The organism is Silanimonas lenta DSM 16282, from assembly GCF_000429065.1.
Classification (GTDB): domain Bacteria; phylum Pseudomonadota; class Gammaproteobacteria; order Xanthomonadales; family Xanthomonadaceae; genus Silanimonas; species Silanimonas lenta.
This window is the reverse complement of the sequence record NZ_KE386845.1, coordinates 265853-289772: the sequence shown is the minus strand read 5'-3', so window position 1 is coordinate 289772 and position 23920 is coordinate 265853. Positions and strand designations below refer to the sequence as shown.

The 23920-nt window shown below is 68.9% G+C and carries 34 protein-coding genes; 32 read left to right on the top strand and 2 right to left on the bottom strand.

Going from position 1 to position 23920, the window contains the following annotated elements:
- The 30 genes from G408_RS0112350 to G408_RS0112205 form a co-directional block, all read left to right on the top strand.
- Window positions 1–186 (top strand): EF-Tu C-terminal domain-related protein (locus tag G408_RS0112350; protein WP_028771347.1); only part of this gene is annotated, 186 nt, incomplete at its 5' end.
- Window positions 187–426: 240 nt separating this feature from the next.
- Entirely contained in the window at window positions 427–738 is a 312-nt protein-coding gene (gene rpsJ, locus G408_RS0112345) for a 30S ribosomal protein S10 (protein ID WP_028771346.1), read from the top strand.
- 11 nt (window positions 739–749) lie between these two features.
- On the top strand, window positions 750–1394 hold the full coding sequence (gene rplC, locus G408_RS0112340; RefSeq protein ID WP_028771345.1) for a 50S ribosomal protein L3: 645 nt from the start codon (window positions 750–752) through the stop codon (window positions 1392–1394).
- 10 nt (window positions 1395–1404) lie between these two features.
- A complete protein-coding gene (rplD, locus tag G408_RS0112335; protein WP_028771344.1) occupies window positions 1405–2007 on the top strand; it encodes a 50S ribosomal protein L4 in 603 nt (200 codons plus the stop codon).
- Window positions 2004–2297: a 50S ribosomal protein L23 gene (rplW, locus tag G408_RS0112330; RefSeq protein WP_028771343.1), complete on the top strand. Its 294-nt coding sequence runs from the start codon at window positions 2004–2006 to the stop codon at window positions 2295–2297. The genes rplD and rplW overlap by 4 nt, the downstream gene beginning before the upstream one ends.
- Before the next feature lie 12 nt (window positions 2298–2309).
- Window positions 2310–3137: a 50S ribosomal protein L2 gene (gene rplB / locus G408_RS0112325; RefSeq protein ID WP_028771342.1), complete on the top strand. Its 828-nt coding sequence runs from the start codon at window positions 2310–2312 to the stop codon at window positions 3135–3137.
- Between the two features lie 6 nt (window positions 3138–3143).
- Entirely contained in the window at window positions 3144–3419 is a 276-nt protein-coding gene (gene rpsS, locus G408_RS0112320) for a 30S ribosomal protein S19 (RefSeq protein ID WP_028771341.1), read from the top strand.
- Window positions 3420–3430: 11 nt separating this feature from the next.
- Window positions 3431–3766 (top strand): 50S ribosomal protein L22, encoded by a 336-nt coding sequence (rplV, locus tag G408_RS0112315; protein ID WP_028771340.1) that lies wholly within the window; start codon window positions 3431–3433, stop codon window positions 3764–3766.
- Window positions 3767–3783: 17 nt separating this feature from the next.
- The gene (gene rpsC, locus G408_RS0112310) at window positions 3784–4479 is read left to right on the top strand and encodes a 30S ribosomal protein S3 (RefSeq protein WP_028771339.1); all 696 of its coding nucleotides are present in this window, start codon (window positions 3784–3786) and stop codon (window positions 4477–4479) included.
- Between the two features lie 11 nt (window positions 4480–4490).
- Window positions 4491–4904 (top strand): 50S ribosomal protein L16, encoded by a 414-nt coding sequence (gene rplP, locus G408_RS0112305; RefSeq protein ID WP_028771338.1) that lies wholly within the window; start codon window positions 4491–4493, stop codon window positions 4902–4904.
- The gene (gene rpmC, locus G408_RS0112300; protein ID WP_028771337.1) at window positions 4904–5089 is read left to right on the top strand and encodes a 50S ribosomal protein L29; all 186 of its coding nucleotides are present in this window, start codon (window positions 4904–4906) and stop codon (window positions 5087–5089) included. The genes rplP and rpmC overlap by 1 nt, the downstream gene beginning before the upstream one ends.
- 10 nt (window positions 5090–5099) lie before the next feature.
- Window positions 5100–5363, top strand: coding sequence for a 30S ribosomal protein S17 (gene rpsQ, locus G408_RS0112295; RefSeq protein ID WP_028771336.1), 264 nt, complete (start codon window positions 5100–5102; stop codon window positions 5361–5363).
- 12 nt (window positions 5364–5375) lie between these two features.
- On the top strand, window positions 5376–5744 hold the full coding sequence (gene rplN, locus G408_RS0112290) for a 50S ribosomal protein L14 (RefSeq protein ID WP_028771335.1): 369 nt from the start codon (window positions 5376–5378) through the stop codon (window positions 5742–5744).
- Window positions 5745–5760: 16 nt separating this feature from the next.
- On the top strand, window positions 5761–6075 hold the full coding sequence (gene rplX / locus G408_RS0112285) for a 50S ribosomal protein L24 (RefSeq protein ID WP_028771334.1): 315 nt from the start codon (window positions 5761–5763) through the stop codon (window positions 6073–6075).
- 11 nt (window positions 6076–6086) lie between these two features.
- A complete protein-coding gene (gene rplE, locus G408_RS0112280) occupies window positions 6087–6626 on the top strand; it encodes a 50S ribosomal protein L5 (RefSeq protein WP_028771333.1) in 540 nt (179 codons plus the stop codon).
- 16 nt (window positions 6627–6642) lie between these two features.
- Entirely contained in the window at window positions 6643–6948 is a 306-nt protein-coding gene (gene rpsN / locus G408_RS0112275; protein ID WP_028771332.1) for a 30S ribosomal protein S14, read from the top strand.
- A gap of 104 nt (window positions 6949–7052) precedes the next feature.
- Window positions 7053–7448 (top strand): 30S ribosomal protein S8, encoded by a 396-nt coding sequence (gene rpsH, locus G408_RS0112270; RefSeq protein WP_028771331.1) that lies wholly within the window; start codon window positions 7053–7055, stop codon window positions 7446–7448.
- A gap of 16 nt (window positions 7449–7464) precedes the next feature.
- Window positions 7465–7992 carry a 50S ribosomal protein L6 gene (gene rplF / locus G408_RS0112265; protein WP_028771330.1) on the top strand — a complete coding sequence of 176 codons (528 nt, stop codon included), beginning with the start codon at window positions 7465–7467 and terminating at the stop codon, window positions 7990–7992.
- 27 nt (window positions 7993–8019) lie between these two features.
- A complete protein-coding gene (rplR, locus tag G408_RS0112260; RefSeq protein ID WP_028771329.1) occupies window positions 8020–8373 on the top strand; it encodes a 50S ribosomal protein L18 in 354 nt (117 codons plus the stop codon).
- Between the two features lie 110 nt (window positions 8374–8483).
- Window positions 8484–9011: a 30S ribosomal protein S5 gene (gene rpsE / locus G408_RS0112255; protein WP_028771328.1), complete on the top strand. Its 528-nt coding sequence runs from the start codon at window positions 8484–8486 to the stop codon at window positions 9009–9011.
- On the top strand, window positions 9004–9186 hold the full coding sequence (gene rpmD / locus G408_RS0112250) for a 50S ribosomal protein L30 (protein ID WP_028771327.1): 183 nt from the start codon (window positions 9004–9006) through the stop codon (window positions 9184–9186). The genes rpsE and rpmD overlap by 8 nt, the downstream gene beginning before the upstream one ends.
- Before the next feature lie 11 nt (window positions 9187–9197).
- A complete protein-coding gene (gene rplO, locus G408_RS0112245; protein WP_028771326.1) occupies window positions 9198–9632 on the top strand; it encodes a 50S ribosomal protein L15 in 435 nt (144 codons plus the stop codon).
- A 25-nt stretch (window positions 9633–9657) separates the two neighbouring features.
- Window positions 9658–11031: a preprotein translocase subunit SecY gene (secY, locus tag G408_RS0112240; protein ID WP_037413117.1), complete on the top strand. Its 1374-nt coding sequence runs from the start codon at window positions 9658–9660 to the stop codon at window positions 11029–11031.
- 214 nt (window positions 11032–11245) lie between these two features.
- Window positions 11246–11602: a 30S ribosomal protein S13 gene (gene rpsM / locus G408_RS0112235; protein WP_028771324.1), complete on the top strand. Its 357-nt coding sequence runs from the start codon at window positions 11246–11248 to the stop codon at window positions 11600–11602.
- A 12-nt stretch (window positions 11603–11614) separates the two neighbouring features.
- Window positions 11615–12010 (top strand): 30S ribosomal protein S11, encoded by a 396-nt coding sequence (rpsK, locus tag G408_RS0112230; protein WP_028771323.1) that lies wholly within the window; start codon window positions 11615–11617, stop codon window positions 12008–12010.
- A gap of 18 nt (window positions 12011–12028) precedes the next feature.
- Entirely contained in the window at window positions 12029–12658 is a 630-nt protein-coding gene (gene rpsD / locus G408_RS0112225) for a 30S ribosomal protein S4 (RefSeq protein ID WP_028771322.1), read from the top strand.
- Between the two features lie 20 nt (window positions 12659–12678).
- On the top strand, window positions 12679–13677 hold the full coding sequence (locus G408_RS0112220) for a DNA-directed RNA polymerase subunit alpha (protein WP_028771321.1): 999 nt from the start codon (window positions 12679–12681) through the stop codon (window positions 13675–13677).
- Window positions 13678–13705: 28 nt separating this feature from the next.
- Window positions 13706–14092 carry a 50S ribosomal protein L17 gene (rplQ, locus tag G408_RS0112215; RefSeq protein ID WP_028771320.1) on the top strand — a complete coding sequence of 129 codons (387 nt, stop codon included), beginning with the start codon at window positions 13706–13708 and terminating at the stop codon, window positions 14090–14092.
- A gap of 119 nt (window positions 14093–14211) precedes the next feature.
- The gene (locus G408_RS0112210) at window positions 14212–14721 is read left to right on the top strand and encodes a disulfide bond formation protein B (protein WP_037413116.1); all 510 of its coding nucleotides are present in this window, start codon (window positions 14212–14214) and stop codon (window positions 14719–14721) included.
- Window positions 14722–14853: 132 nt separating this feature from the next.
- The gene (locus tag G408_RS0112205; protein ID WP_028771318.1) at window positions 14854–16248 is read left to right on the top strand and encodes a class II 3-deoxy-7-phosphoheptulonate synthase; all 1395 of its coding nucleotides are present in this window, start codon (window positions 14854–14856) and stop codon (window positions 16246–16248) included.
- A gap of 10 nt (window positions 16249–16258) precedes the next feature.
- Here G408_RS0112205 and G408_RS0112200 read toward each other — a convergent pair whose 3' ends face one another.
- The gene (locus G408_RS0112200) at window positions 16259–17770 is read right to left on the bottom strand and encodes an NADP-dependent isocitrate dehydrogenase (protein WP_084628273.1); all 1512 of its coding nucleotides are present in this window, start codon (window positions 17768–17770) and stop codon (window positions 16259–16261) included.
- An 83-nt stretch (window positions 17771–17853) separates the two neighbouring features.
- Here G408_RS0112200 and G408_RS14625 point away from each other — a divergent pair, with 83 nt between their 5' ends.
- Together G408_RS14625 and G408_RS0112190 are read left to right on the top strand one after the other, a co-directional pair.
- The gene (locus G408_RS14625; RefSeq protein ID WP_084628272.1) at window positions 17854–18222 is read left to right on the top strand and encodes a helix-turn-helix transcriptional regulator; all 369 of its coding nucleotides are present in this window, start codon (window positions 17854–17856) and stop codon (window positions 18220–18222) included.
- The gene (locus tag G408_RS0112190; RefSeq protein ID WP_084628270.1) at window positions 18219–21011 is read left to right on the top strand and encodes a winged helix-turn-helix domain-containing protein; all 2793 of its coding nucleotides are present in this window, start codon (window positions 18219–18221) and stop codon (window positions 21009–21011) included. The genes G408_RS14625 and G408_RS0112190 overlap by 4 nt, the downstream gene beginning before the upstream one ends.
- Window positions 21012–21305: 294 nt before the next feature.
- On the opposite strand, the gene G408_RS0112185 is transcribed toward G408_RS0112190, so the two are convergent.
- Window positions 21306–23915 carry a glycosyltransferase gene (locus tag G408_RS0112185; RefSeq protein WP_028771315.1) on the bottom strand — a complete coding sequence of 870 codons (2610 nt, stop codon included), beginning with the start codon at window positions 23913–23915 and terminating at the stop codon, window positions 21306–21308.
- Window positions 23916–23920: the final 5 nt, after the last annotated feature.

The window sequence follows — 23920 nt, the reverse complement described above, 5'->3', positions numbered from 1 at the left end:
CGCACGACCGACGTGACGGGCTCGATCGAGCTTCCGGAGGGCGTGGAGATGGTGATGCCGGGCGACAACATCAAGATGACGGTGACGCTGATCGCCCCGGTGGCGATGGACGAGGGTCTGCGCTTCGCGATCCGCGAGGGCGGCCGCACGGTCGGCGCCGGCGTCGTCGCCAAGATCGTCAAGTAAACCGCGACACCCCGCCCGGCCCCGGCCGGGCGGGTACCAAGCGAAATGAGGCGCAGGGAGGCGCTTCGTCTTCGCCGGACAGGGAAGCGTGGCTCGTTAAGGTGCCGTTGTTGACGGTAGCCTTGCGGCCCCCTTATACTCCCCCGTCTCGGCAGGACCTTTCCCGGGTTCTGTCGATGTTTTTTTGGGGTTCGCGCCAGTCGCGCGCGGCCCGTCGCTCTTTAACCTAGGAAACCGGCCATGGCGGACCAGAAAATCCGTATTCGATTGAAGGCGTTCGATCACCGCCTGATCGATCGTTCGGCGAGCGAGATCGTCGAGACGGCCAAGCGGACCGGCGCGCAAGTGCGCGGCCCGATCCCGCTGCCGACCAAGATCGAGCGTTACACCGTCCTCGTCTCCCCGCACGTCGACAAGGACGCGCGTGACCAGTACGAGACCCGCACCCACAAGCGCGTCCTGGACATCGTCGATCCCAACGACAAGACCGTCGACGCCCTGATGAAGCTCGAACTCGCCGCCGGCGTGGACGTGCAGATCAAGCTGGCCTGAGGTACGCGACCATGAAGCACAGCATCGGTATCGTCGGGCGCAAGGCGGGCATGAGCCGGATCTTCACCGCGGACGGTGTTTCCGTCCCGGTCACCCTGATCGAGGCCACCCCCAACCGCATCACCCAGATCAAGACCGTCGAGACCGACGGTTACACCGCCGTGCAGGTCACCACGGGCGAGAAGCGCGCCTCGCTGGTGAACAAGCCGGAAGGCGGCCACTTCGCCAAGGCCAAGGTGGCTCCGGGTCGTGGCCTGTGGGAGTTCCGCGTCGAGCCCAAGGATCTCGGCGCCTACCAGGTCGGCGGCGAGATCAAGGCCGACGTCTTCTCGGTCGGCCAGAAGGTCGACGTGCAGGGCGTGACCAAGGGCAAGGGCTTCCAGGGCACGATCAAGCGCTGGAACTTCACCATGGGTGATGCCAGCCACGGTAACTCGCTGAGCCACCGCGCCCCGGGCTCGATCGGCCAGCGCCAGACCCCGGGCCGCGTGTTCCCGGGCAAGAAGATGGCCGGCCACATGGGTGCCGAGGTGCTCAGCGTCCAGAACCTCGAGGTCATGAAGGTCGACGTCGAGCGTGGCCTGATCGCCGTCCGCGGCGCCGTTCCGGGTGCGCCCGGTGGCGACGTGGTCGTCCGCCCGGCCAGCAAGGCCTAAGGAGTAGACGATGGAACTGTCCGTCATCAACGGCAAGGCGCTGTCGGTCAACGACGCCGTCTTCGGCCGCGAATTCAATCAGGACCTCGTGCACCAGGTCGTCGTCGCCTACCGCAACGCGGGCCGCGCCGGCACCAAGGCGCAGCTGTCGCGCTCGGACGTGTCCGGCACGACCAAGAAGTTCAAGAAGCAGAAGGGTGGCGGCGCCCGCCACGGCGACTACCGCGCCCCGATCTTCGTCGGCGGTGGTGTCACCTTTGCCGCCCGGCCGCGCAGCTTCGCCCAGAAGGTCAACAAGAAGATGTACCGCGGCGCCATGGCCGTGATCCTGTCGGAGCTGGCCCGCCAGGGCCGCCTGATGGTGGTCGAGGGCTTCGATGTCGACGCGCCGAAGACCAAGGGCCTCGTGGCCAAGCTCGCCGAGATGAAGGTGGGTGCCCGCACCCTGATCGTCTCCGAGCAGGCCAGTGAGAACCTCTATCTTGCCGCCCGCAACATCCCCTACGTGGAGGTGCGCGACGTGCAGGGTCTGGATCCGGTGTCGCTGGTCGGCGCCGACTCGGTGGTCATCACCACCGAGGCCGTGAAGCTGATCGAGGAGTGGCTGGCATGATCAACGAGAGCCTGTATTCGGTCCTCCGCGCGCCGAAGGTGTCGGAGAAGACCGCCCGCCTTGCCGAGAGCAACCAGTACGTCTTCGAGGTCGCCAAGACGGCGACCAAGGACGAGGTGAAGGCGGCCGTCGAGCACCTGTTCAACGTCAAGGTGCTGGCGGTCAATGTTGCCAACACCAAGGGCAAGTCGAAGTCGTTCCGCTTCCGCGCGGGCCGTCGCTCCGACAAGCGCAAGGCGTATGTCCGCCTGGCCGAGGGCCAGACCATCGACGTCACCGCCAAGGCCTGAGGATAGAGACCCATGGCAGTCATGACTTTCAAGCCGACCTCGCCTGGCCGTCGCGCCATGGTCAAGGTCGTCAACCCTGAGCTGCACAAGGGCGCTCCGTTCGCGGCCCTGGTGGAGAAGAAGGGCAAGACCGGCGGCCGCAACAACTATGGCCGCATCACCACCCGCCACATCGGCGGTGGCCACAAGCAGCACTACCGCATCATCGACTTCAAGCGCGACAAGGAAGGCATCCCCGCCCGCGTCGAGCGCCTGGAGTACGATCCGAACCGCACCGCGCACATCGCGCTGCTGTGCTATGCCGACGGTGAGCGCCGCTACATCATCGCCCCGAAGGGCCTGCAGGTCGGCGACCAGCTGCTCTCCGGCAAGGATGCGCCGATCAAGGTGGGCAACGCCCTGCCGCTGCTCAACATGCCGATCGGTGCCACCGTGCACTGCGTCGAGATGAAGCCCGGCAAGGGCGCGCAGCTCGCCCGTGCCGCCGGTGCCGGCGTGCAGCTGATCGGCCGCGAGCATGGCTATGCCACCCTGCGCCTGCGCTCCGGCGAGATGCGCAAGGTGCCGGTGGACTGCCGCGCCACCATCGGCGAGGTGGGCAACACCGAGCACAACCTCGAGAAGCTGGGCAAGGCCGGTGCCTCGCGCTGGCGCGGCATCAAGCCGACCGTCCGCGGCGCCGCCATGAACCCGGTCGACCACCCGCACGGTGGTGGTGAGGGCCGCTCGGGCCAGGGTAACCCGCACCCGGTCAGCCCGTGGGGCCAGCCGTCGAAGGGTTACAAGACGCGCAAGAACAAGCGCACCGACAAGTTCATCGTGCGCGATCGTAGGGGTTGATAGGCCATGCCACGTTCACTCAAGAAGGGCCCGTTCGTCGACCACCACCTCGCCAAGAAGGTGGAGGCGGCCGCCGCGGCCAACAGCAAGAAGCCGATCAAGACCTGGTCGCGCCGTTCGATGATCCTGCCCGAGATGATCGGCCTGACCATCGCCGTGCACAACGGCAAGGCGCACATCCCGGTCCTGATCAACGAGAACATGATCGGGCACAAGCTCGGCGAGTTCGCCCTCACCCGGACCTTCAAGGGTCACGGCGGCGACAAGAAGTCGGGCAAGTGAGGGAGATGACCATGGAAGCGAAAGCCATCCTCCGCGCCACGCGCATCTCGCCGCAGAAGGCCCGCCTGGTCGCCGACCAGGTGCGCGGCCTGCCGGTCGCCCGCGCCCTCGATCTCCTGAAGTTCAGCGACAAGAAGGCCGCCGGGATCATCCGCAAGGTGGTCTACTCGGCTGCCTCGAACGCCGAAAACAACCTTGGCGCCGACGTCGACGAGCTCAAGGTGGCGACCATCATGGTCGACGAGGGTCCGGTGCTGAAGCGCTTCGGCGCCCGCGCCAAGGGCCGCGGCACCCGCATCCTCAAGCGCACCAGCCACATCACCGTGGTCGTGGGCTCCGGCAAGTAAGGCGAAGGACAAGAACGATGGGTCACAAAGTTCATCCGACCGGTATCCGTCTTGGCATCGCCAAGGACTGGAACTCCAAGTGGTACGCGAACAAGAAGGAGTTCGCGGGCTTCCTCGCCGCCGACCTCAAGGTGCGCCAGATGCTGCGCGAGAAGCTGGCCCAGGCCGGCATCTCGAAGATCCTGATCGAGCGTCCGAGCAAGTCGGCGCGCGTCACCATCCACACCGCCCGTCCGGGCGTGGTGATCGGCAAGCGCGGCGAGGACATCGAGAAGCTGCGCAAGCAGGTCTCCGACATCATGGGCGTGCCGGCGCACATCAACGTCTCCGAGGTCCGCAAGCCGGAGCTCGACGCCCAGCTGGTGGCCGAGTCGATCGCCCAGCAGCTCGAGCGCCGCATCATGTTCCGCCGCGCGATGAAGCGCGCCGTGGGCAATGCCATGCGCCTCGGCGCGCTCGGCATCAAGGTCAATGTCGCCGGCCGCCTGAACGGCGCCGAGATCGCGCGTTCCGAGTGGTACCGCGAGGGCCGCGTGCCCCTGCACACCCTGCGTGCCGACGTCGACTACGGTTTCGCCGAGGCCCGCACCACCTATGGCGTCATCGGCGTCAAGGTGTGGGTCTACAAGGGCGAGGTCTTCGACTTCTCGCAAGTGGGCCAGGAAAAGACCGAAGAGCGCGCGGAACGTCCGTCGCGTGGTCAGGCCAAGTGAGGTAACGAGCCATGTTGCAACCCAAGCGAACCAAATACCGCAAGGTGTTCAAGGGCCGTAACGAGGGCCTGAGCTGGTCGGCGAACGCCGTCAGCTTCGGCGAGTACGGTCTCAAGGCCACCGAACACGGCCGCCTCACCGCCCGCCAGATCGAGTCGGCCCGCCGTACGATCAGCCGCTATGTGAAGCGCGGCGGCAAGCTCTGGATCCGCGTGTTCCCGGACAAGCCGATCACCCAGAAGCCGATCGAAGTGCGAATGGGCGCCGGCAAGGGCAACGTCGAGTACTGGGTGGCCCAGGTCCAGCCCGGCCGCATGCTGTACGAGATGGAAGGCGTTTCCGAGGAGCAGGCCCGCGAGGCCATGCGCCTCGCGGCCGCCAAGCTCTCGGTCAAGACCACTTTCGTGACCCGGACGGTGCGCTGATGGAACTCCAGGAACTGCGTCAGAAGTCGGCCGAAGAGCTGAAGGCCCACCTGCTGGAGCTCCGCAAGGAGCAGTTCAACCTGCGCATGCAGAAGAGCACCAACCAGCTGGCGAAGACCCACGAGATCAGCCGCGTGCGGCGCGAGATCGCCCGCGTCAACATGCTGCTGGCACAGAAAAACTAAGGGACAGGCCATGAGCGAGAACGCCACCCCGCTGCGCACGGTCGAAGGCCGCGTCGTCAGCAACAAGATGAACAAGACGGTGACGGTCCTGGTCGAGCGCCAGGTCAAGCATCCGCTGTACGGCAAGTACATCCGCCGCTCGACCAAGCTGCACGCCCACGACGAGCAGAACGCCTGCAACGAGGGCGACGTGGTGCGCGTGGCCGAGTGCCGCCCGCTGTCGAAGACCAAGAACTGGCGCGTCGTCGAGATCGTCTCGAAGTCGGCCGAGTAAGGAGCCTGAGCCATGATCCAGACCCAGAGCTACCTCGAAGTCGCCGACAACTCGGGCGCCAAGGAGCTGATGTGCATCAAGGTGCTCGGCGGCTCCAAGCGCCGCTACGCCCACATCGGCGACATCATCAAGGTGACCGTGAAGGAAGCGATTCCCCGCGGCAAGGTGAAGAAGGGCGAGGTCTACAACGCCGTCGTCGTGCGTACCCGCAAGGGCGTGCGCCGTGCCGATGGCTCGTTGATCCGCTTCGACGCCAACGCCGCCGTCCTCCTCAACAACAAGGAGGAGCCGATCGGTACCCGCATCTTCGGGCCCGTGACCCGTGAACTCCGCAGCGAGAAGTTCATGAAGATCGTGTCCCTGGCCCCGGAAGTGCTGTAAGCCGGAGACGAGAACCATGAACCGTATTCGCAAGGGCGACCAGGTGGTCGTCATCACCGGCAAGGACAAGGGCAAGCAGGGCGAGATCATCCGCGTGGCGGGCGATCGCGTCGTCGTCGCCAACGTCAACCTGGTCAAGCGCCACACCAAGGCGAACCCGCAGGCCGGTCAGGCCGGCGGCATCGTCGAGCGCGAGGCCCCGATCCACATCTCCAACGTGATGCTGTTCAACCCGGCGACGGGCAAGGGCGACCGCGTTGGCTTCAAGGTGCTCGAGGATGGACGCAAAGTGCGCGTGTTCCGCTCGAGCGGTGAGGCGGTCGACGCCTGAGGAATGCCCCGATGACCCGGCTTGAAAAAATCTACAAGGAAACCGTGGTGCCGAAGCTGATGAAGGACTTCGGCTACACGAACCCGATGCAGGTGCCGAAGATCACCAAGATCACGCTCAACATGGGCGTGGGCGAGGCGGTCGGCAACAAGAAGATCCTCGAGAACGCCGTGGCCGACCTGGCCACCATCACCGGCCAGAAGCCGGTGACCACCAAGGCCCGCGTCTCGGTGGCGAGCTTCAAGATCCGCGAGGGCTGGCCGATCGGCGCCAAGGTGACCCTGCGCCGCGCCAAGATGTACGAGTTCCTCGACCGCCTGATCAACGTGGCCCTGCCGCGCGTCCGCGACTTCCGCGGCGTGTCGGGCCGCGCCTTCGACGGCCGCGGCAACTACAACATGGGCGTGAAGGAGCAGATCATCTTCCCGGAGATCAACTTCGACCAGGTCGATGCGCTGCGCGGCATGGACATCGCGATCACCACGACCGCGAAGACCGACGCCGAGGCCAAGGCCCTGCTGGCCGCCTTCAACTTCCCGTTCCGCAACTGACCTTAAGGACCGAATCATGGCCAAGACCAGCATGGTCAACCGCGAGGTCAAGCGCGCCAAGCTTGCCAAGCGTTATGCCGCGAAGCGCGCCGAGCTGAAGAAGATCATCTCCAGCACGACCGCCAGCTACGAAGAGCGCATGGAGGCCGTCGCCAAGCTGAACAAGCTGCCCCGCGACTCCTCGGAGTGCCGCCAGCGCAACCGCTGCGAGATCTCCGGCCGCCCGCGCGGCGTCTACCGCAAGTTCGGCCTGGGCCGCAACAAGCTGCGCGAGGCCACCATGCGCGGCGACGTGCCGGGCCTGCGCAAGGCAAGCTGGTAAAGACCTGCTATACTGCCACGCTTCCCCGACCCGGCCGGTGACGGCCGGGTTTCCATTCGACCATTCGCGAAAGCGGATATCGGTGCTACTCAAAGGAACCACCCATGAGCATGACTGATCCCATCGCCGACATGCTGGTGCGCATCAAGAACGCCCTGGCTGTCCGCAAGACCTCGGTGAAAGTGCCGGCGTCCAAGATCAAGCTGGCCATCGCCAACGTCCTGAAGGCCGAGGGCTACATCCTCGACGTCCGCCAGGTCGGTGACGCGAAGAAGCCGGAACTCGAGATCGTCCTCAAGTACTTCGAAGGCAAGCCGGTGATCGAGCGCATGGAGCGGTTCTCCCGTTCCGGCCTGCGCCAGTACCGCGGCAAGGCCGAGCTGCCGAAGGTGCTGGGCGGCCTCGGCATCGCCATCGTCTCCACCTCCAAGGGCATCATGACCGACCGCGAGGCCCGCAACGCGGGCGTCGGCGGCGAAGTCCTGTGCCTCGTGGCCTGATGCAGGAGAACTGACCATGTCCCGCGTCGCCAAGAAGCCGATCGCCCTGCCGAAGGGCGTCGAGATCACCGCCACTGCCGAGCAGTTCAGCGTCAAGGGCCCGAAGGGCACCCTGACCCTGGCCAGGCCGCAGGGCGTCGACCTGAAGAACGAGAACGGCGTCGTCACCATGGTGGCCGCCAACGCCGAGGCCATCCCGATGGCCGGTACCGCCCGCGCGATCCTCGCCAATATGGTGAAGGGCGTGTCGGAGGGCTTCCAGCGCAAGCTGGAGCTGGTGGGCGTGGGCTACCGCGCCGCCATGCAGGGCAAGGACCTGAGCCTTTCGCTCGGGTTCTCGCACCCCGTCACCTTCACCCCGCCGGAAGGCATCACCATCACCACGCCCTCGCAGACCGAGATCGTGGTGGCCGGCGCCGATGCCCAGCTGGTGGGCCAGGTGGCCGCCAAGATCCGCGCCTACCGTTCGCCGGAGCCCTACAAGGGCAAGGGTGTCCGCTACGCGGGCGAGAACGTCATCATGAAGGAAGCCAAGAAGGCCTAAGGGCGCTTCAGCTTCGGAGACCGCACCATGGAAAAGAAGATCGCCCGCCTGCGTCGCGCCAAGTCGACGCGCCTCCACATCCGTACGCTCGGCGTGCCGCGCCTGTCGGTGCTGCGCACCGGCCAGCACCTCTATGCCCAGATCTTCACGGCCGACGGCTCGAAGGTGCTGGCGGCGGCCTCGACCCTCGAGGCCGAGGTCAAGGCCGGCCTGAAGAGCGGCAAGAACATCGAGGCCGCCGCCAAGGTCGGCAAGGCCATCGCCGCCAAGGCCAAGGCCGCCGGCATCGAGACGGTCGCCTTCGACCGCTCGGGCTACCGCTACCACGGCCGCATCAAGGCCCTGGCCGACGCCGCCCGCGAAGGCGGCCTGCAGTTCTGAGGAAGGGCTGCGGCCCATCCTCGTGGACCAGGCGCGGAGTGCACCCCGCGCCTCACACAACAATAAGCGGCATCGCGCCGTAACTTCCCCATCCACGCCGAGAAACCATCATGAGCAGCAACGAAAGCCGGGATCGCCGCGACCGCGAAGGCGCCGATGACGGCATGATCGAGAAGCTGATCGCCGTGAACCGCGTCTCCAAGACGGTCAAGGGCGGTCGTCAGTTCACCTTCACCGCGCTGACCGTCGTCGGCGACGGCGCCGGCAAGATCGGCTTCGGCTACGGCAAGGCCAAGGAAGTGCCGGTGGCCATCCAGAAGTCGATGGAGTACGCCCGCAAGGCGATGGTCTCCGTCGACCTCAACGAGGGCACCCTGTGGCACCCGGTCAAGGCCCATCACGGCGCCGCCTCGGTGTACATGCAGCCGGCCTCGGAAGGTACCGGCGTGATCGCCGGCGGCGCCATGCGCGCCGTGCTGGAAGCGGTAGGCGTGAAGAACGTGCTGGCCAAGGCCACCGGTTCGCGCAACCCGATCAACCTCGTCCGCGCCACCGTGAAGGGCCTGTCGGCCATGCATTCGCCGGCCAAGATCGCCGCCAAGCGTGGCAAGAAGCTCGAGGAGATCCTCCATGGCTAACAAGACGGTCAAGGTCCGCCTGGTGCGCGGCCTCCGTGGCTGCCAGCAGCGCCACCGCGTCTCGGTGCGCGCGCTCGGCCTGAACAAGCTCAATGACGTCCGCGAACTGCCGGATTCCCCGCAGGTGCGTGGCCTCATCAACCAGTTGCACTACCTGGTGCGCGTCGAGGCCTGAAGGAGCAAACCATGCGTCTCAACACTCTCACCCACGCCGAGGGCGCCCGCAAGGAGCGCACCCGCGTCGGCCGCGGCATCGGCTCCGGCCTCGGCAAGACCTGCGGCCGCGGCCACAAGGGCTCCTACGCCCGTACCGGCAAGGGCAAGATCAAGCCGGGCTTCGAAGGCGGCCAGATGCCCATGCAGCGCCGTCTGCCGAAGATCGGCTTCCGCTCGCGCAAGGCCCACGAGTCGGCCGAGGTCCTGCTCTACCAGCTCGGCCTGCTCGACACCGAGGTGGTCGACCTGTTCGCCCTGCGTGCCGCCAAGCTGGTTTCGGGCGACGCCAAGAAGGTGAAGATCGTCAAGAAGGGCGAGATCACCAAGAAGCTGACCATCAAGGGCCTGCTGGTGACGGCGGGCGCGAAGGCGGCCATCGAGGCTGCCGGCGGTTCGGTGGAGTAATCCCTTGGCATCCAGCGCGGCATCCATGTTGGGCGGTCTTGGCAAGTTCGCGGAACTCCGGGACCGGCTGCTGTTCGTCCTCCTGGCCCTGATCGTCTACCGCATCGGCAGCTTCATCCCGGTGCCCGGCGTCAACCCGGAGGCGATGCTCTCGCTGTTCGAGGCGCAGGGCGGCATCGTGGACATGTTCAACATGTTCTCCGGTGGCGCCCTGTCGCGCTTCAGCATCTTCGCGCTGAACGTCATTCCCTACATCTCGGCGTCGATCGTCGTGCAGCTGCTCGGGCAGGTGTACGAGCCGTGGAAGGCGCTGAAGAAGGAGGGCGAGGCTGGCCGCCGCAAGCTCACCCAGTACTCGCGCTACGGCGCGGTGCTGCTTGCGATCGTGCAGGCCGGCAGCATCGCCACCGCCCTGCAGGGCCAGGTGGCCGGCGGCGCCCCGGTGGTCTACAACCCCGGCATCGGCTTCGTCTTCACCGCCATCGTCTCGCTCACCGCTGGCACCATGTTCCTGATGTGGCTCGGCGAGCAGATCACCGAGCGCGGCATCGGCAACGGCATCTCGCTGATCATCTTCGCTGGCATCGTCGCCGGCCTGCCCGGTGCGGTGATCAACACCATGCGCAACGTCGGTAGCGGCGAGCTTTCCTGGTTCGCGCTGCTGGTGATCGCCGTGCTGGTGCTCGCCACCGTGTACTTCGTGGTGTTCGTCGAGCGCGGCCAGCGCCGCATCACGGTGAACTACGCCCGTCGCCAGGGCGGCCGGCAGGGCTACAACAACCAGAGCTCGCACCTGCCGCTGAAGCTCAACATGGCCGGCGTGATCCCGCCGATCTTCGCCAGCAGCCTGATCATGCTGCCGGCCACGATCACCCACTGGACCGGCAACCAGGGGGCGGCCCAGGCCGCCGCCGCGGCCACCGACGCCGGCTGGCAGGCCCAGTTCACCCTGATGCTGCAGAAGCTTGCCACCTCGCTGGCCCCGAACGAGCCGCTGCACATGATCCTGTTCGCGGTGCTGATCATCGGCTTCGCCTTCTTCTACACGGCCCTGGTCTTCAACAGCCAGGAAACCGCCGACAACCTGAAGAAGTCGGGCGCGCTGATCCCGGGCATTCGCCCCGGCCGCGCCACCGGTGAGTACATCGACGGTGTGCTGACCCGCCTGACCCTGATCGGCTCGCTCTATCTGGTGGCGGTCTGCCTGCTGCCGGAGATCCTGAAGGGCGCCTGGCAGGTTCCGTTCTACTTCGGCGGCACCTCGCTGCTGATCGTGGTGGTGGTGGTGATGGACTTCACCGCCCAGGTGCAGGCGCACCTCTATTCGCACCAGTACGACAGCCTTCTCAAGAAGGCGAATCTGAAGGGCGGTCCGCGCGGCGGCTTGGCGCGCGGATGAACCGAGGCGGGCCCGCGCCAGAGTAGCGCGGGCGGCGAGAGGGCCTTCAGGGCTCTTCCGCCAACCCCGGTTCGTCGCCGGAGCATGGGCACACTCCCCATGCCGGGTTCACCCCCCCTTCAGGGGGTGGGCTTCATTGCAACCCCGAGCCTGTGTACAATTTTCGATTCCTTCGAGCCGCCTTGGGCGGCCAAGAACCAGTGGAGACCGCGTCATGGCGCGTATTGCGGGTGTGAACCTGCCCGTCCAGAAGCATGTCTGGGTGGGCCTGCAGAGCATCTATGGGATCGGGCGTACCCGTTCCCGCCAGATCTGCGAAGCCGCGGGCGTGAGCCCGCAGACCAAGATCCGTGAGCTGTCGGAGCCGGAGATCGAGCGCCTGCGCGCCGAGGTCGGCAAGTACACCGTCGAGGGCGATCTGCGCCGCGAGGTGGGCATGTCGATCAAGCGCCTGATGGACCTCGGCTGCTACCGGGGCGTCCGTCACCGCCGCGGCCTGCCGCTGCGCGGCCAGCGCACCCGCACCAACGCCCGGACCCGCAAGGGCCCGCGCAAGGCCATCAAGAAGTAAGGATCAGCCCCGATGAACAAGCCGGCTGCCGCCACCAAAGGCAAGAAGAAGGTCAAGCGCGTCGTCACCGACGGCATCGCCCACATCCAGGCGTCCTTCAACAACACCATCGTCACCATCACCGACCGCCAGGGCAACACCCTGAGCTGGGCCACCTCGGGTGGCGCCGGCTTCCGCGGCTCGCGCAAGTCGACGCCGTTCGCGGCGCAGGTCGCCGCCGAAAAGGCCGGCAAGGCCGCGCTCGACTACGGGCTGAAGACCCTCGAGGTCCACGTCAAGGGCCCCGGCCCGGGCCGTGAGTCCTCGGTGCGCGCGCTGAACAACGTCGGCTACAAGGTGACCAACATCATCGACGTCACGCCGATTCCGCACAACGGCTGCCGTCCGCCCAAGAAGCGTCGCGTCTAAGGGCAAGGGGAAGAACACATGGCTCGTTATATCGGTCCTACCTGCAAGCTCGCGCGCCGTGAAGGCGCCGACCTCGGCCTCAAGTCCCCGGCGCGTGCGCTGGACAGCAAGTGCAAGCTGGAGCAGAAGCCCGGCGTGCACGGCGCCAACGCCAAGCGCGGCAAGCTCTCCGACTACGCCACCCAGCTGCGCGAGAAGCAGAAGGTCAAGCGCATCTACGGCCTGCTGGAGCGCCAGTTCCGCAACTACTACAAGAAGGCCGCGAACCGGAAGGGCAACACCGGCGAGAACCTGCTGCAGATGCTCGAGCAGCGCCTCGACAACGTCGTCTACCGCATGGGCTTCGCCGTGACCCGCCCGCAGGCCCGCCAGCTGGTCTCGCACCGCGGCGTGCTGGTGAACGGCAAGTCGGTGAACCTGCCGTCCTTCCAGGTGCGTGCCGGCGACCAGATCACCCTGACCGAGAAGGCCGCGGCCCAGCTGCGCGTCAAGGAAGCGGTGGCCCAGGCCCAGCAGATGGACCTGGTGCCCTCCTGGTGCGAGGTGGATGCCAACAAGTTCTCCGGCACCTTCAAGGCGGTTCCCGACCGTTCCGACCTGCCGGCCGACATCAACGAAGCGCTGATCGTCGAGCTGTACTCGAAGTAATCTTCCGGAGAACGCCGCCCATGACGGTAACTGCCATCCAGATGCTGCGGCCCAAGGGCCCGCAGATCGAGCGCCTTTCGACGACCCGTGCGCGCGTGGTCATCGAGCCCCTGGAGCGTGGCTATGGCCACACCATCGGCAATGCGCTGCGCCGCGTGCTGCTGTCCTCGATCCCGGGTTGCGCCATCACCGAAGTCGAGATCGACGGCGTGCTGCACGAGTACACCACGCTCGAGGGTCTGCAGGAGGACGTGCTCGAGGTGCTGCTGAACCTCAAGGACGTGGCGATCCGCATGCACAACGTGGATTCGACCATGCTCAGCCTGCAGAAGCAGGGGCCGGGCGTGGTCACCGCCGCTGACATCAAGGCCGACCACAACGTCGAGATCGTCAACGGCGACCACGTGATCTGCACGCTCACCAAGGACACCTCGCTCAACATGCGGCTCAAGGTGGAGCGCGGCTTCGGCTACCAGCCGGCCGCCGCCCGCCGCCGCCCGGACGAGGAGGCGCGCGCCATCGGCCGGCTGATGCTGGACGCCAGCTTCGCCCCGGTCCGCCGCGTGGCCTACGCCGTGGAGGCGGCCCGCGTCGAGCAGCGCACCGACCTCGACAAGCTGGTGCTCGACATCGAGACCAACGGCACGATCGATGCCGAGGAGGCGATCCGCACTGCGGCCAGCATCCTCACCGACCAGCTCTCGGTGTTCGGTGACTTCGTCGTCCGTGGCCCGGCCTCGAGCAAGAGCGCGGCCGGCGGTGTCGATCCGACTCTGCTGCGCCCGATCGACGATCTCGAGCTGACGGTGCGTTCGGCCAACTGCCTCAAGGCCGAGAACATCTACTACATCGGCGATCTGATCCAGCGCACGGAAGTGGAGCTGCTCAAGACGCCGAACCTGGGCAAGAAGTCGCTCACCGAGATCAAGGAAGTGCTGGCCCAGCGCGGCCTTTCGCTCGGTATGAAGCTCGAGAACTGGCCGCCGGCCGGTCTCACCCAGGGCGTGATGATGGGCTAAGGCCCACGATCCATAAGGAACCCAGACCATGCGTCACCTCAACGCCGGCCGCAAGTTCAGCCGCACCAGCGCGCATCGCGAAGCGATGTTCCGCAACATGGCCTCGTCGCTGTTCAAGCACGAGCTGATCCGTACCACCCTGCCGAAGGCCAAGGAGCTGCGCCGCATCGCCGAGCCGCTCATCACCCTGGCCAAGACCGATGGCGTGGCCAACCGCCGCCTGGCCTTCGCCCGCCTGCGCGACAAGGAAGCGGTGGGCAAGCTGTTCGTCGAGCTGGGCCCCCGCTACCAGGCCCGTCCGGGCGGCTACCTGCGCATCCTGAAGTGCGGCTTCCGGCCCGGCGACAATGCGCCGATGGCCTATGTCGAGCTCGTCGACCGCCCGCGCGCCAGCGAGGCTGCGGCGGCCGAGTAAGGCCGGCTTCTCCTGCCGCGTCCGAAAAACCCCGGCTTCGGCCGGGGTTTTTCATTGCCCGTCTGGAACTTCCCTCCGGGGCGCGGTCAAATTCCCTCACCCACTGCGTGGAATGCCCGATGCTGCCCAATCCCTTCGCCTGGCCCTTCCGCTGGCAGATGGCCTTCGGCGCCGCGGTCTGCGCCGCGCTGCTCGGCTATGCGCTGTACGTCGAGCGCGGCCTGTTCATGCTGCCCTGCCCGCTGTGCATCCTGCAGCGATTCGCCTTCGCCGGGATCGGCCTCGTCGGCCTCGTGGGCGCGCTGCATGCCCCGCGCGGGCGCGGCGCGCGTGCCGCCTATGGCATCGCCGCCGCCCTGTTCGCCCTGGCGGGCGCCCTGGTCGCCGGCCGCCATGTCTGGCTACAGCTGCAGCCGCCGTCGGGCTTCGCCAGCTGTGGCGGCATGGGCCTCGGCTACCTGTGGGAATCCCTGGGGCCGATCGATGCCCTGGCCACGGCCCTGTCGGGTTCGGCCGACTGCTCGAAGATCGACTGGACCTTCCTCGGCCTGTCGATGCCGGCCTGGACCCTGTTCTGCTTCGTGCTGCTCGGTGCCGGGGCCCTGGTGGCGGGGCTGCGCCGCCGCTGAGCCGGGCCCATGGCCGCCATGCCCGCCGCGGCATGGCTCATCGCTGGATGTCATGAGCAGGCGAAGCCCTCGAGTCGCGGCTCGAATCGCCGCGTGGCATAGTCGAAGGCCGTTCCTTTTCCGAGAGCCACGATGAACGCGCAGGACCGCCCCGTCACCCCCGTCAACGCGCCCGAGGGCTGGACGCGTTCGTCGTGGCGCGGCAAGCCGGCCCTGCAGCAGCCGAGCTACCCCGATGCCGCCGCCCTCGAGGGCGTGCTGGCCGAGCTGCAGGCCCTGCCGCCGCTCGTCACTTCCTGGGAGGTGCTGGCGCTGCGCCGCCAGCTCGCCGAGGCCGAGGCCGGCAAGCGCTTCATCCTGCAGGGCGGCGACTGCGCCGAGAGCTTCGCCGAGTGCGAGAGCGGCACCATCTCGAACCGCCTCAAGGTGCTGCTGCAGATGAGCCTGGTGCTGGTGCACGGCCTGCGCCTGCCGGTGGTGCGCATCGGCCGCTTCGCCGGGCAGTACGCCAAGCCGCGCTCCGCCGACATGGAGGAGCGCGACGGCGTGAGCCTGCCGAGCTACCGCGGCGATTTCATCAATGCCCCGGAGTTCACCCCCGAGGCGCGCACGCCCGACCCGCGGCGCATGGTGAAGGGCCATGCCCGCTCGGCCATGACCATGAACTTCGTGCGGGCCCTGATCGATGGCGGGTTTGCCGACCTGCACCACCCGGAGTACTGGGATCTGGGCTGGGTGGCACGCTCGCCGCTCGCCGAGGAGTACCAGAAGATGGTGGACGGCATCGGCGATGCCGTGCGCTTCATGGAGACGGTGACCGGCAGCTCGATCGACAGCCTGAACCGGGTGGAGTTCTACACCTCGCACGAGGCCCTGCTGCTGCCCTACGAGGAGGCGATGACCCGCCAGGTGCCGCGGCAGTGGGGCTGGTTCAACCTCAGCACGCACTTCCCCTGGATCGGCATGCGCACGGCGCAGCTCGACGGTGCCCACGTGGAGTACTTCCGCGGCATCCGCAACCCGATCGGGGTGAAGCTCGGCCCTTCGGTGACCCCCGACCAGGCCCTGCGCCTTGCCGAGGCCCTGAACCCGGGCAACGAGCCGGGCCGGCTGGTCTACATCCACCGCATGGGTGCCGGCAGGGTGCTGGAGGCCCTGCCGCCGCTGCTGGAGGCGATGAAGCGCGAAGGCCGGCGTGTGGCCTGGATGTGCGATCCGATGCACGGGAATACCGAGACCGCGGCCAGCGGCTACAAGACGCGGCGTTTCGAGAACATCCGCGCCGAGGTGGAGCAGGCCTTCGACGCCCATGCCGCGGCCGGCACCCGGCTGGCCGGCGTGCATCTCGAGCTCACCGGCGAGAACGTCACCGAGTGCACCGGCGGCGCGCGCGAGCTGGCCGATGCCGATCTCGCCCGCGATTACCGCAGCACCGTCGATCCGCGCCTGAACTACGAGCAGTCGCTGGAGATCGCGATGCTCATCGTCCGCAAGCAGGCGCAGATCGCCCAGCCGGCCCCGCTCTGAGGCGGGGCGCTTACTCGCCCTGCGCCTGCGAGTAGCCGCGCACGCCGTCGAAGGTGTAGAGGTTCTCGGTCTTCACCGCGTCGAAGCCGGCCTCGGCGATGCGCAGCAGCAGGCGCGAGATGGCCTGGCCATCGACCCGCTCGCCCCTGGCCGGGAAGCGGCAGCGCCAGTGGTCGGTGCGCAGGGTCTGCGGATTGCCGTCCGGGTAGACCTTCACGCCGCGGTTGGTGATCAGGGCGAGGCGGAACTCTTCGCCGGCCAGCGCCTCCAGGGCGGCCCCGAGTTCGTTGGGATCGCGGGTGGGGCTGTCCCAGTTGAGGAACACGTCCACGCCCACCAGGGCCTTCTGCGCCGGCGTGCGCGGCGGGAGGCTCACATCGGGGTGCACCAGCGAGTCTGGCTCGCGCTCCGGGTAGGCCACCGCGGCCATCTTCGCCGGGCGACGCCCCAGGCGCTCGATCACGGCGCGGGCGAAATCGCGGGTGCCGACCTTCCGGGTGCTGCTGCCCTCGCGGAAGATGTCGGCGGTGTGCACGCCATCCTCGAGCGCGCACAGCCAGGCATTGTGGATGTCGGTGGCCGGCTTCGCGCGGCCGAGGTGCACCAGCATCATCACCGCCGAGAGCAGCAGGCCCGAGGGATTGGCGATATCGCGCCCGGCGATGTCCGGGGCCGAGCCATGCACCGCCTCGAACATGGCACAGCCATGGCCGATGTTGGACGAGCCGGCAAGCCCGATGGAACCGGCCACTTCGGCCGCGACGTCGGAGAGGATGTCGCCGTAGAGGTTGGGGGTCACCACCACGTCGAAATCGGTCGGGCGGCTGGCGATGCGCGCGGTGCCGATGTCGATGATCATGTGGTTGGCCTCGATCTCCGGATACTGCGGCGCGATCTCGTCGAAGACCCGGTGGAACAGGCCGTCGGTGAGCTTCATGATGTTGTCCTTGGTCATGCAGGTGACCTTCTTCCGCCCATGCGCGCGGGCGTACTCGAAGGCGTAGCGCACGATGCGCTCGCAGCCCGGGCGGGTGATCAGCTTCAGGCACTGCACCACCTCGTCGCTCTGCCGGTGCTCGATGCCGGCGTAGGTGTCTTCCTCGTTCTCGCGCACGATCACCACGTCCATCCGTGGGTGCAGGGCGCGCACGTAGGGGTGGTAGGACACGCAGGGGCGCAGGTTGGCGTACAGCCCCAGGGTCTTGCGCAGGGTGACGTTCACCGACTTGTAACCGCCGCCCTGTGGCGTGGTGATCGGGCCCTTGAGGAGCACCCTGTGCGCCTCGATGGCCTTCCAGGTGTCCTCGCCGATGCCGGCCATCAGCCCGGATTCGTAGGCCTTGAGGCCCACGGTGACATGGTGGAAGCTGAGCGCGGGATCGGCGGCGCGCAGGATGGCGAGCGTGGCCTCCATGATCTCGGGCCCGATGCCGTCGCCGGCAGCCACCGGCACGGTGGTGGCGGGCAGCCGGGCGGGGACGTAGTGGACGGGAGCGGCGGATTCGGCGAGGACGGCGGACATTGCGATCTCCAAAACACGAAAAAAGTGTCGTGAATATTGAAGCGCGAAAAGTACCTCGGGGCAAGCCCCGGGGTGAGGCTGGCGTGAAACCCGGAGGGCGCGCGGCGGCGAAGCAGGGCCGTTCGCACCGCGCGCCGCCGTCCGGGTCTGCGGCGGCCGCTGAGCCCCCGGCCGCCGGCTGGACCTTCCTCAGCAACCACACCCATGTGTTGGTCTGCCTTGCCGCCGATCCGGAGCAGACCCTGCGCGATGTGGCGGCCCAGGTCGGCATCACCGAGCGCGCAGTGCAGCGCATCGTCGCCGAACTGGAAGCCGCCGGCGTGCTGACCCGCGAGCGCGAGGGCCGGCGCAACCGCTACCGCCTCGATCTCTCCCTGCCGCTGCGCCACCCGCTGGAGCAGCACTGCCGGATCGGTGACCTGATCGGCCTGGTGGTGCAGGGGGCGCGGTGAACCAGGGGGCGGGGGAGGGGGCGCCCGCGGCCGCCGCGGGGCGTGGGGCAGGGCGGCTGCGTTGGCCCGGGGCCGAGCTCGACCTGCGCACGGCCCAAGTGCGGGTGGCCGGGGTGCCGCTGGCACTCGACCGCTCCTCCTACGAGGTGCTGCTGGCCCTGCTGCTGCGCGCCGGGCAGGTGGTGGGCAAGGACGACCTGCTGGAGGCCGGCTGGCCCGGCCGGGTGGTGTCGGAGAACTCGCTGGCCAAGGCCATCAGCCGCCTGCGGCGCGAGCTTGGCGAACTGGCCGGTGCGCCCCTGCAGTCGGTGCACGGCTATGGCTACCGCTGGGCGGGCGAGGTGCAGTGGCTGGAGGCCGCGGCCGGCGCCCCCCCGCACGGAGAACCCGGCGCGGCCTGGGTGGGGCGCCCGGTGCCGGGGCGCGAGGGCTGGACCTTCACCCGGCTGCTCGGCGAGGGCGGCCCCTGCCTCACCCTGCTGGCGGAATCCTCCGCCGGCCTGGCGCCGCGGGTGGTGAAGCTCGCGGTGAGCGAGGAGGGCCTCGCCCAGGTGCGCCGCGAAGTGGCCCTGCAGCGCCATCTCGCGGCGGCCCGGCGCGACCTGCGCGGCCTGGCCCCGCTGCTGTCGTGGCGGCTGGAGGAGCCGCCGTTCTTCTTCGAATACCCCTACTACGAATCCGGCGACCTGCCGCGCTGGATGCTGGGGCAGATGCTGCGCGGCCTGCTGCCGCTGGATCAGCGCCTGGAACTCCTGGCCCAGCTCGCCGAGACCGTGGGCGAACTGCATGCCGCCGGCGTGGTGCATCAGGACCTGCGGCCGGGCAACCTGTTCCTGCGTCCCGAGGCCGAACTGCCTTCGGGCTGGCGCCTGGTGCTGGGGGGCCTGGGCGGCGGCCATGCCACGCCGATCACCTTGGCCGGCGAACGCCCGCCGGAGGCCGAACTGCTGGAACCCACCGCCCGTGCCGAGTGGCTGCGGGCCCACCATGCGCTGCATCTGGCGCCCGAGGTGCTGGCCGGGGGCATCGCCACCCAGCGCAGCGATCTTTTCGCCCTTGGCGTGCTGCTCTACCAGATGGTGGTGGGGGATCTCCGGCGGCCGCTGGCCCCGGGCTGGGAGAGCGAGGTGGAGGACCCCCTGCTGCGCGAGGACATCCGCGTCCTGGCGGCCCTCCGCCCCGATGAGCGCACGTTGGGGGCGAGCCAGCTGGCACGGCACCTGCGCGAGCTGCCCCAGCGCCACGAAGCCCGGTGCCGGCAGGCGGCGGCCGAGGCCCGGCAGCGGGCGGCAGAGCAGCAGCTGCGGCGCCAGGCCAGCCGCCTGCGCCTGCTGGGCGCAGCCACCGTGGCCCTGGTGCTGGGCCTCGGCGTGGCGGCCTTCGCCGGCTGGCTGGCCCTCGAGGCGCGGACGCAGGAGCGGGCGCGGCGTGAGGAGGCACAGGCGGTGCTGGCCTTCCTCACCGAGGATGTGCTGAGCCGGGGGGACCCCTACCGCGGCGGCGACCGCGCCATCAGCCTGCGGGCCTCCCTGGATGCCGCCGCCGAGCGCATCGGCCAGCGGCTCGGCGACCGGCCGGCCACCGCGGCGGCGGTGCATCTGGCCGTGGCCGGGGCCTACGAGGCCTGGGGCGCCTACGCCAGGGCGGCGGCCCACCAGCGCGAGGCGATCGCTGCGCTGGAGACGGCCAGCGCCACGGAGGGGGCGGAGCAGGCGGTGCACTACCGCCGGCTCTGCCACCTCGAACGGCAGGCCGGGCGGCTCGTCGAAGCCACCGAGGCCTGCGACCGCGGCGATGCTCTGGAGCTCGCCGCCCGCGGCCGGGTGAGCGATGCCGGCCGTGTCGAGCGGGCCAAGCTCGACCATGCCGCCGGCCGCTGCGGCGCCGCGGTCGATGCCCTGCGGCCCCTGGTCGATGCTCGGGTCCGGCGCGAACCCCTTCCGCCTGCCGCTGAGGCCGAGGCCTACTGGTTCCTCGGCCTGTGCCAGAGCCGGCTCGGCGAGGACGCGGCGGCCGTGGCCTCGTTCCGGGCGCTGGTGGCGCGGCAGGAGGAACGGTTCGGGATGGAGCACCCGAGCACGGCCTGGGCCCTGGCCGACTTTGCCGAGGCTTTGGCCCGCTCCGGCCGGCTGGTCGAGGCCGAGGCCGTGCTGGACCGCATGGAATCGGTGGTGCTCGCCCGACTCGGGCCGGAGCACCCGGACACCCTGGCCGTGGCTTACCGGCGCGGACTCGTGGCCCTCGCCCGGGGCGACGAGGCCGAGGCAGCGCGGCAGTTTACCCATGCCCATCGTGGCTGGGCCGCCACGCTGGGCAGGGACCATGCCTGGACCCTGCTGGCAGGCTCGGAACTGGCCCGGGCCCAGGCTCGGCTCGGCGAACGCCGGGGCGCGGAACGCCTGCTCGCCGAACTGCGGTTCGCCGCCGAGCCCCTGCTCGCCGAGCAGCCCGGGCGTGCCCTCGACCTGCACGAGCTCTGGGCCCAGGCCCTGCTGGCCCTGGGCCGCCTGCCCGAGGCGCAGCGCGAACTGGAGGCTTTCGAGATCCTGGCCCGTCGGGAACTGCCCGAGGCGCACCCACGGCGGGCCATTGCCCAGTGCGTGCGCAGCCGGCTGGCCATGGCCGTCGGGGCGTTCTCCCAGGCAGGAGCGGCCCTGAACGCCTGCCGGACGGGCCTCGCCCGGTTGCCGCCCGGAGACTTCCGCCGCCGCTTCCTGGCCGAGGCAGAGCGGGCCATCGATGCCGAGGGCCACCGTCCGCTGGCCGGTGGCCCCATCGCAGGCCATTGATCGGCAAGCGATTCAGAAGATTTCAGAACTCGCCAGCCTTGGGGAAAGCCCCGCCCTGGCCGCGGGTCTAGGCTGGCTCGGCCTCGGGTCGGACTGCGCCGGTTCGCGGGCGGCAACGCCCGGAGGGCAGGATGCCAGCAGGGAAGCCGCCGACGCCGTCCGCTTCCCGGGGCGATTCCGTCAGGGAGGGCGGGATCGAGGAGTTCCAGGGGGTTTGAGACGACCACGAAGGCGCCGGAGGGACTCCCCGGCGCCTTCGCCTTTTCCCGCCGGGACGGCCTGCCGCACAGTGCCTCAGCCCGGCCGCTCCCCGGCACGGGCGGCCACCCAGGCCACGCTCACGGTGGCCGCATAGGGCAGGGCCTGGGCGGCCAGCACCAGCTGCCAGAGCCGGGCCTCGAGACTGCCGGCCCCGGCGATGCCGCCAACGGCCAGCAGGCCGAGCAGCAGGGCAAGGAGCAGGCCGGCCTCCTCGCGCACGGCCTGGAAGGCGCCAGGCTGCCGGCGCAGCCGGCGCTGCTTGGCGGTGCGGGTGAAGGGGTGCTCGCGGGCCACCAGGCCGCGCAGCACGCCTCGGGCGATGGCGTGCGAGAGCGCCATGCTGGCGAGGGCGGCGCCCAGGGTATCGCGCCAGCCACAGGGCACGAGCCGGCGGTAGAGCAGGATGCCGAAGGCGCCCTTGGCGAGCACGAAACCCAGCACCGGCACCAGGAACAGGCTGTGCGGCAGGCTGAAGGCACCGGGCGCCCAGAGCAGTCCCAGGGTCCAGGCGATGGCGAGCAGCGAGAAGCCGAGGTGCAGGGCGTCGGCGAACCAGCCGAACCAGCCGGTGAGGAAGTGGTAGCGCTGCCCGGGGCTCAGGCGGAAGCCGGCCAGGAGCTCGCCCAGATGCGCCTTCAGGATCTGCATGGCCCCGAAGGCCCAGCGGAAGCGCTGCGACTTGAAGGCGGCGAAATCCGCCGGGGTCACGCCGCGGCCATAGACCCTGTCGACGTAGACGGTGGTGAATCCTTCCTCCATCACCCGCAGGCCGAGCTCGGCGTCCTCGCAGATGCACCACTCCGACCAGCGCAGGCGCTTGAGCAGCCCGGCGCGCACCAGGGTCATGGTGCCGTGCTGGATGATGGCATCGCGCTCGTTGCGGTGGTGCATGCCGATCCGGAAGAAGCCCTCGTACTCCCAGTTGGCCATGCGCCGGAAGGCATTGCCCTCGAACTCGCGGTGCGCCTGCGGCGCCTGCACCACGCCCACCCGCGGGTCCTCGAAGTGCCCCACGAGCTCGCGCAGCCAGCGGGGGTCGACCACGTAGTCGGCGTCGATCACGGCGATGATCGCGGCGGCCGGATCGGTCTGTTCGAGCCCGAAGTTGAGGGCGCCGGCCTTGAAGCCCGGCCAGGGGCGCAGGTGGAAGAAACGGAAGCGCGGACCGAGCCGGGCGCAGTGCGCCTCCACCGGTCGCCAGACGGCTTCGTCGGCGGTGTTGTTGTCGATCACCAGCACTTCGAAATCCGGGTAATCGAGCGCGGCCAGGCTGTCCAGGGTCTGGATCACCATCTCCGGCGGTTCGTTGTGGCAGGCGAGGTGGATCGACACCCGCGGCGGCGGATCGGGCAGGCGCTCGAGCGGCCGGAAGCGGCGGCGCCAGTCGGGCTGGGCCAGGGCCTCGATGAACTCGAAGCCGAGGATCAGCAGGATGGCGATCATCATCAGCTGGGCCGGCACCAGCAGGGCGTAGGCCGCCCAGTCGGCGGGGCCGAGGTAGAACTCGAGCGGCAGGGTGAGCGACCAGACCAGGGTGGAGGCACCGAGCTGGACGAGGCCGAGGTAGGCCAGCCGCCCCCACAGGGAAAGGCCGGCGAAACGCCGCGCCCACCAGAGCATCAGCGGCAGGGCGAGAAGAACCGCGGCGAGGGCCTTCAGCCACCAGTCGGGGTCCTCCTGCACCGGGCCGGTGAGCGGGTACTTCGGCTGCCGGCCGGCATCGAACACGCCCCAGTAGGCCTCGACGCGGCCGCCGGTGGCTTCCTTCCAGGGCTGGTCGAAGGCCTCCATCACGTAGTAGTCGAGGCCATGCTCCGCGGCGGCGTGCAGGAAGCGGCGCAGGAACAGGGCGGCATCGCTGGTCGAGGCCCGGGCCTGCCGGAAGCGGTCGCCGTCGGTGGGCCAGCCCACTTCGCCGATCACCACCGGCTTGCCGGGGAAGCGTTTCCGCACCAGCTCGTACTTGTGCAGCACGTCGCCCACGGCCTGGCTGCGGCGGATGCCCTCCCAGTAGGGCAGCAGGTGGATGGTGATGAAATCGACGTGTTCGGCCAGTTCCGGATGCTTTAGCCAGACGTGCCAGGGCTCGGCCGTGCTCACCGGCTGCCCGACCGCGGCGCGCACCTCGTCGAGATACTCGGCCAGGCGCCGCGGGCTGAGGTCCCCGCGCAGCAGCACCTCATTGCCGACGATCACCCGCTCGATGCTGGAGTGGGTGCGCGCCTGCTCGATCAAGGCCTCGATCTCGCGCCGGTTGTTGCTGCGGCGGCGGTCCAGCCAGGCGCCCGCGGTGAGCGACAGCCCATGGCGGGCGGCCAGTGCCGGCAGCGCCGGCATCTCCGAGGCGGTGTAGCTGCGGACCCGCCGGGTGAGGGTGGCGAGCAGGGCGAGGTCGGCCCCGATCTCGTCCTCGCTCGGCACGTCCTGTTCCAGCGGGCTTTGGTCGCGCTGGTAGGCGGAGAAGGCAAAGCCGCCGACCGGGCCGGTCCAGTCCGGCGGGTGCACCGGGCGGTTCAGCGCCGCCCACAGCCCGATGTTGAGCAGGGCGACGGCGAGGACCAGCAGAAGGGAAGGGAGGCCGCCACCCGCCGGAGCGGCGGGGGCGGCGGACGATCGGGGCTCGGGACTGGCCGGATCGGTCATGGCGG

What these genes read in the sequence shown, in the direction of transcription:
- rpsJ (WP_028771346.1), top strand. Translation starts at nt 427, where the DNA reads ATGGCGGACCAGAAAATCCGTATTCGATTGAAGGCGTTCGATCACCGC.
- rplC (WP_028771345.1), top strand. Translation starts at nt 750, where the DNA reads ATGAAGCACAGCATCGGTATCGTCGGGCGCAAGGCGGGCATGAGCCGG.
- rplD (WP_028771344.1), top strand. Translation starts at nt 1,405, where the DNA reads ATGGAACTGTCCGTCATCAACGGCAAGGCGCTGTCGGTCAACGACGCC.
- rplW (WP_028771343.1), top strand. Translation starts at nt 2,004, where the DNA reads ATGATCAACGAGAGCCTGTATTCGGTCCTCCGCGCGCCGAAGGTGTCG.
- rplB (WP_028771342.1), top strand. Translation starts at nt 2,310, where the DNA reads ATGGCAGTCATGACTTTCAAGCCGACCTCGCCTGGCCGTCGCGCCATG.
- rpsS (WP_028771341.1), top strand. Translation starts at nt 3,144, where the DNA reads ATGCCACGTTCACTCAAGAAGGGCCCGTTCGTCGACCACCACCTCGCC.
- rplV (WP_028771340.1), top strand. Translation starts at nt 3,431, where the DNA reads ATGGAAGCGAAAGCCATCCTCCGCGCCACGCGCATCTCGCCGCAGAAG.
- rpsC (WP_028771339.1), top strand. Translation starts at nt 3,784, where the DNA reads ATGGGTCACAAAGTTCATCCGACCGGTATCCGTCTTGGCATCGCCAAG.
- rplP (WP_028771338.1), top strand. Translation starts at nt 4,491, where the DNA reads ATGTTGCAACCCAAGCGAACCAAATACCGCAAGGTGTTCAAGGGCCGT.
- rpmC (WP_028771337.1), top strand. Translation starts at nt 4,904, where the DNA reads ATGGAACTCCAGGAACTGCGTCAGAAGTCGGCCGAAGAGCTGAAGGCC.
- rpsQ (WP_028771336.1), top strand. Translation starts at nt 5,100, where the DNA reads ATGAGCGAGAACGCCACCCCGCTGCGCACGGTCGAAGGCCGCGTCGTC.
- rplN (WP_028771335.1), top strand. Translation starts at nt 5,376, where the DNA reads ATGATCCAGACCCAGAGCTACCTCGAAGTCGCCGACAACTCGGGCGCC.
- rplX (WP_028771334.1), top strand. Translation starts at nt 5,761, where the DNA reads ATGAACCGTATTCGCAAGGGCGACCAGGTGGTCGTCATCACCGGCAAG.
- rplE (WP_028771333.1), top strand. Translation starts at nt 6,087, where the DNA reads ATGACCCGGCTTGAAAAAATCTACAAGGAAACCGTGGTGCCGAAGCTG.
- rpsN (WP_028771332.1), top strand. Translation starts at nt 6,643, where the DNA reads ATGGCCAAGACCAGCATGGTCAACCGCGAGGTCAAGCGCGCCAAGCTT.
- rpsH (WP_028771331.1), top strand. Translation starts at nt 7,053, where the DNA reads ATGAGCATGACTGATCCCATCGCCGACATGCTGGTGCGCATCAAGAAC.
- rplF (WP_028771330.1), top strand. Translation starts at nt 7,465, where the DNA reads ATGTCCCGCGTCGCCAAGAAGCCGATCGCCCTGCCGAAGGGCGTCGAG.
- rplR (WP_028771329.1), top strand. Translation starts at nt 8,020, where the DNA reads ATGGAAAAGAAGATCGCCCGCCTGCGTCGCGCCAAGTCGACGCGCCTC.
- rpsE (WP_028771328.1), top strand. Translation starts at nt 8,484, where the DNA reads ATGAGCAGCAACGAAAGCCGGGATCGCCGCGACCGCGAAGGCGCCGAT.
- rpmD (WP_028771327.1), top strand. Translation starts at nt 9,004, where the DNA reads ATGGCTAACAAGACGGTCAAGGTCCGCCTGGTGCGCGGCCTCCGTGGC.
- rplO (WP_028771326.1), top strand. Translation starts at nt 9,198, where the DNA reads ATGCGTCTCAACACTCTCACCCACGCCGAGGGCGCCCGCAAGGAGCGC.
- secY (WP_037413117.1), top strand. Translation starts at nt 9,658, where the DNA reads ATGTTGGGCGGTCTTGGCAAGTTCGCGGAACTCCGGGACCGGCTGCTG.
- rpsM (WP_028771324.1), top strand. Translation starts at nt 11,246, where the DNA reads ATGGCGCGTATTGCGGGTGTGAACCTGCCCGTCCAGAAGCATGTCTGG.
- rpsK (WP_028771323.1), top strand. Translation starts at nt 11,615, where the DNA reads ATGAACAAGCCGGCTGCCGCCACCAAAGGCAAGAAGAAGGTCAAGCGC.
- rpsD (WP_028771322.1), top strand. Translation starts at nt 12,029, where the DNA reads ATGGCTCGTTATATCGGTCCTACCTGCAAGCTCGCGCGCCGTGAAGGC.
- G408_RS0112220 (WP_028771321.1), top strand. Translation starts at nt 12,679, where the DNA reads ATGACGGTAACTGCCATCCAGATGCTGCGGCCCAAGGGCCCGCAGATC.
- rplQ (WP_028771320.1), top strand. Translation starts at nt 13,706, where the DNA reads ATGCGTCACCTCAACGCCGGCCGCAAGTTCAGCCGCACCAGCGCGCAT.
- G408_RS0112210 (WP_037413116.1), top strand. Translation starts at nt 14,212, where the DNA reads ATGCTGCCCAATCCCTTCGCCTGGCCCTTCCGCTGGCAGATGGCCTTC.
- G408_RS0112205 (WP_028771318.1), top strand. Translation starts at nt 14,854, where the DNA reads ATGAACGCGCAGGACCGCCCCGTCACCCCCGTCAACGCGCCCGAGGGC.
- G408_RS0112200 (WP_084628273.1), bottom strand. Translation starts at nt 17,770, where the DNA reads ATGTCCGCCGTCCTCGCCGAATCCGCCGCTCCCGTCCACTACGTCCCC.
- G408_RS0112185 (WP_028771315.1), bottom strand. Translation starts at nt 23,915, where the DNA reads ATGACCGATCCGGCCAGTCCCGAGCCCCGATCGTCCGCCGCCCCCGCC.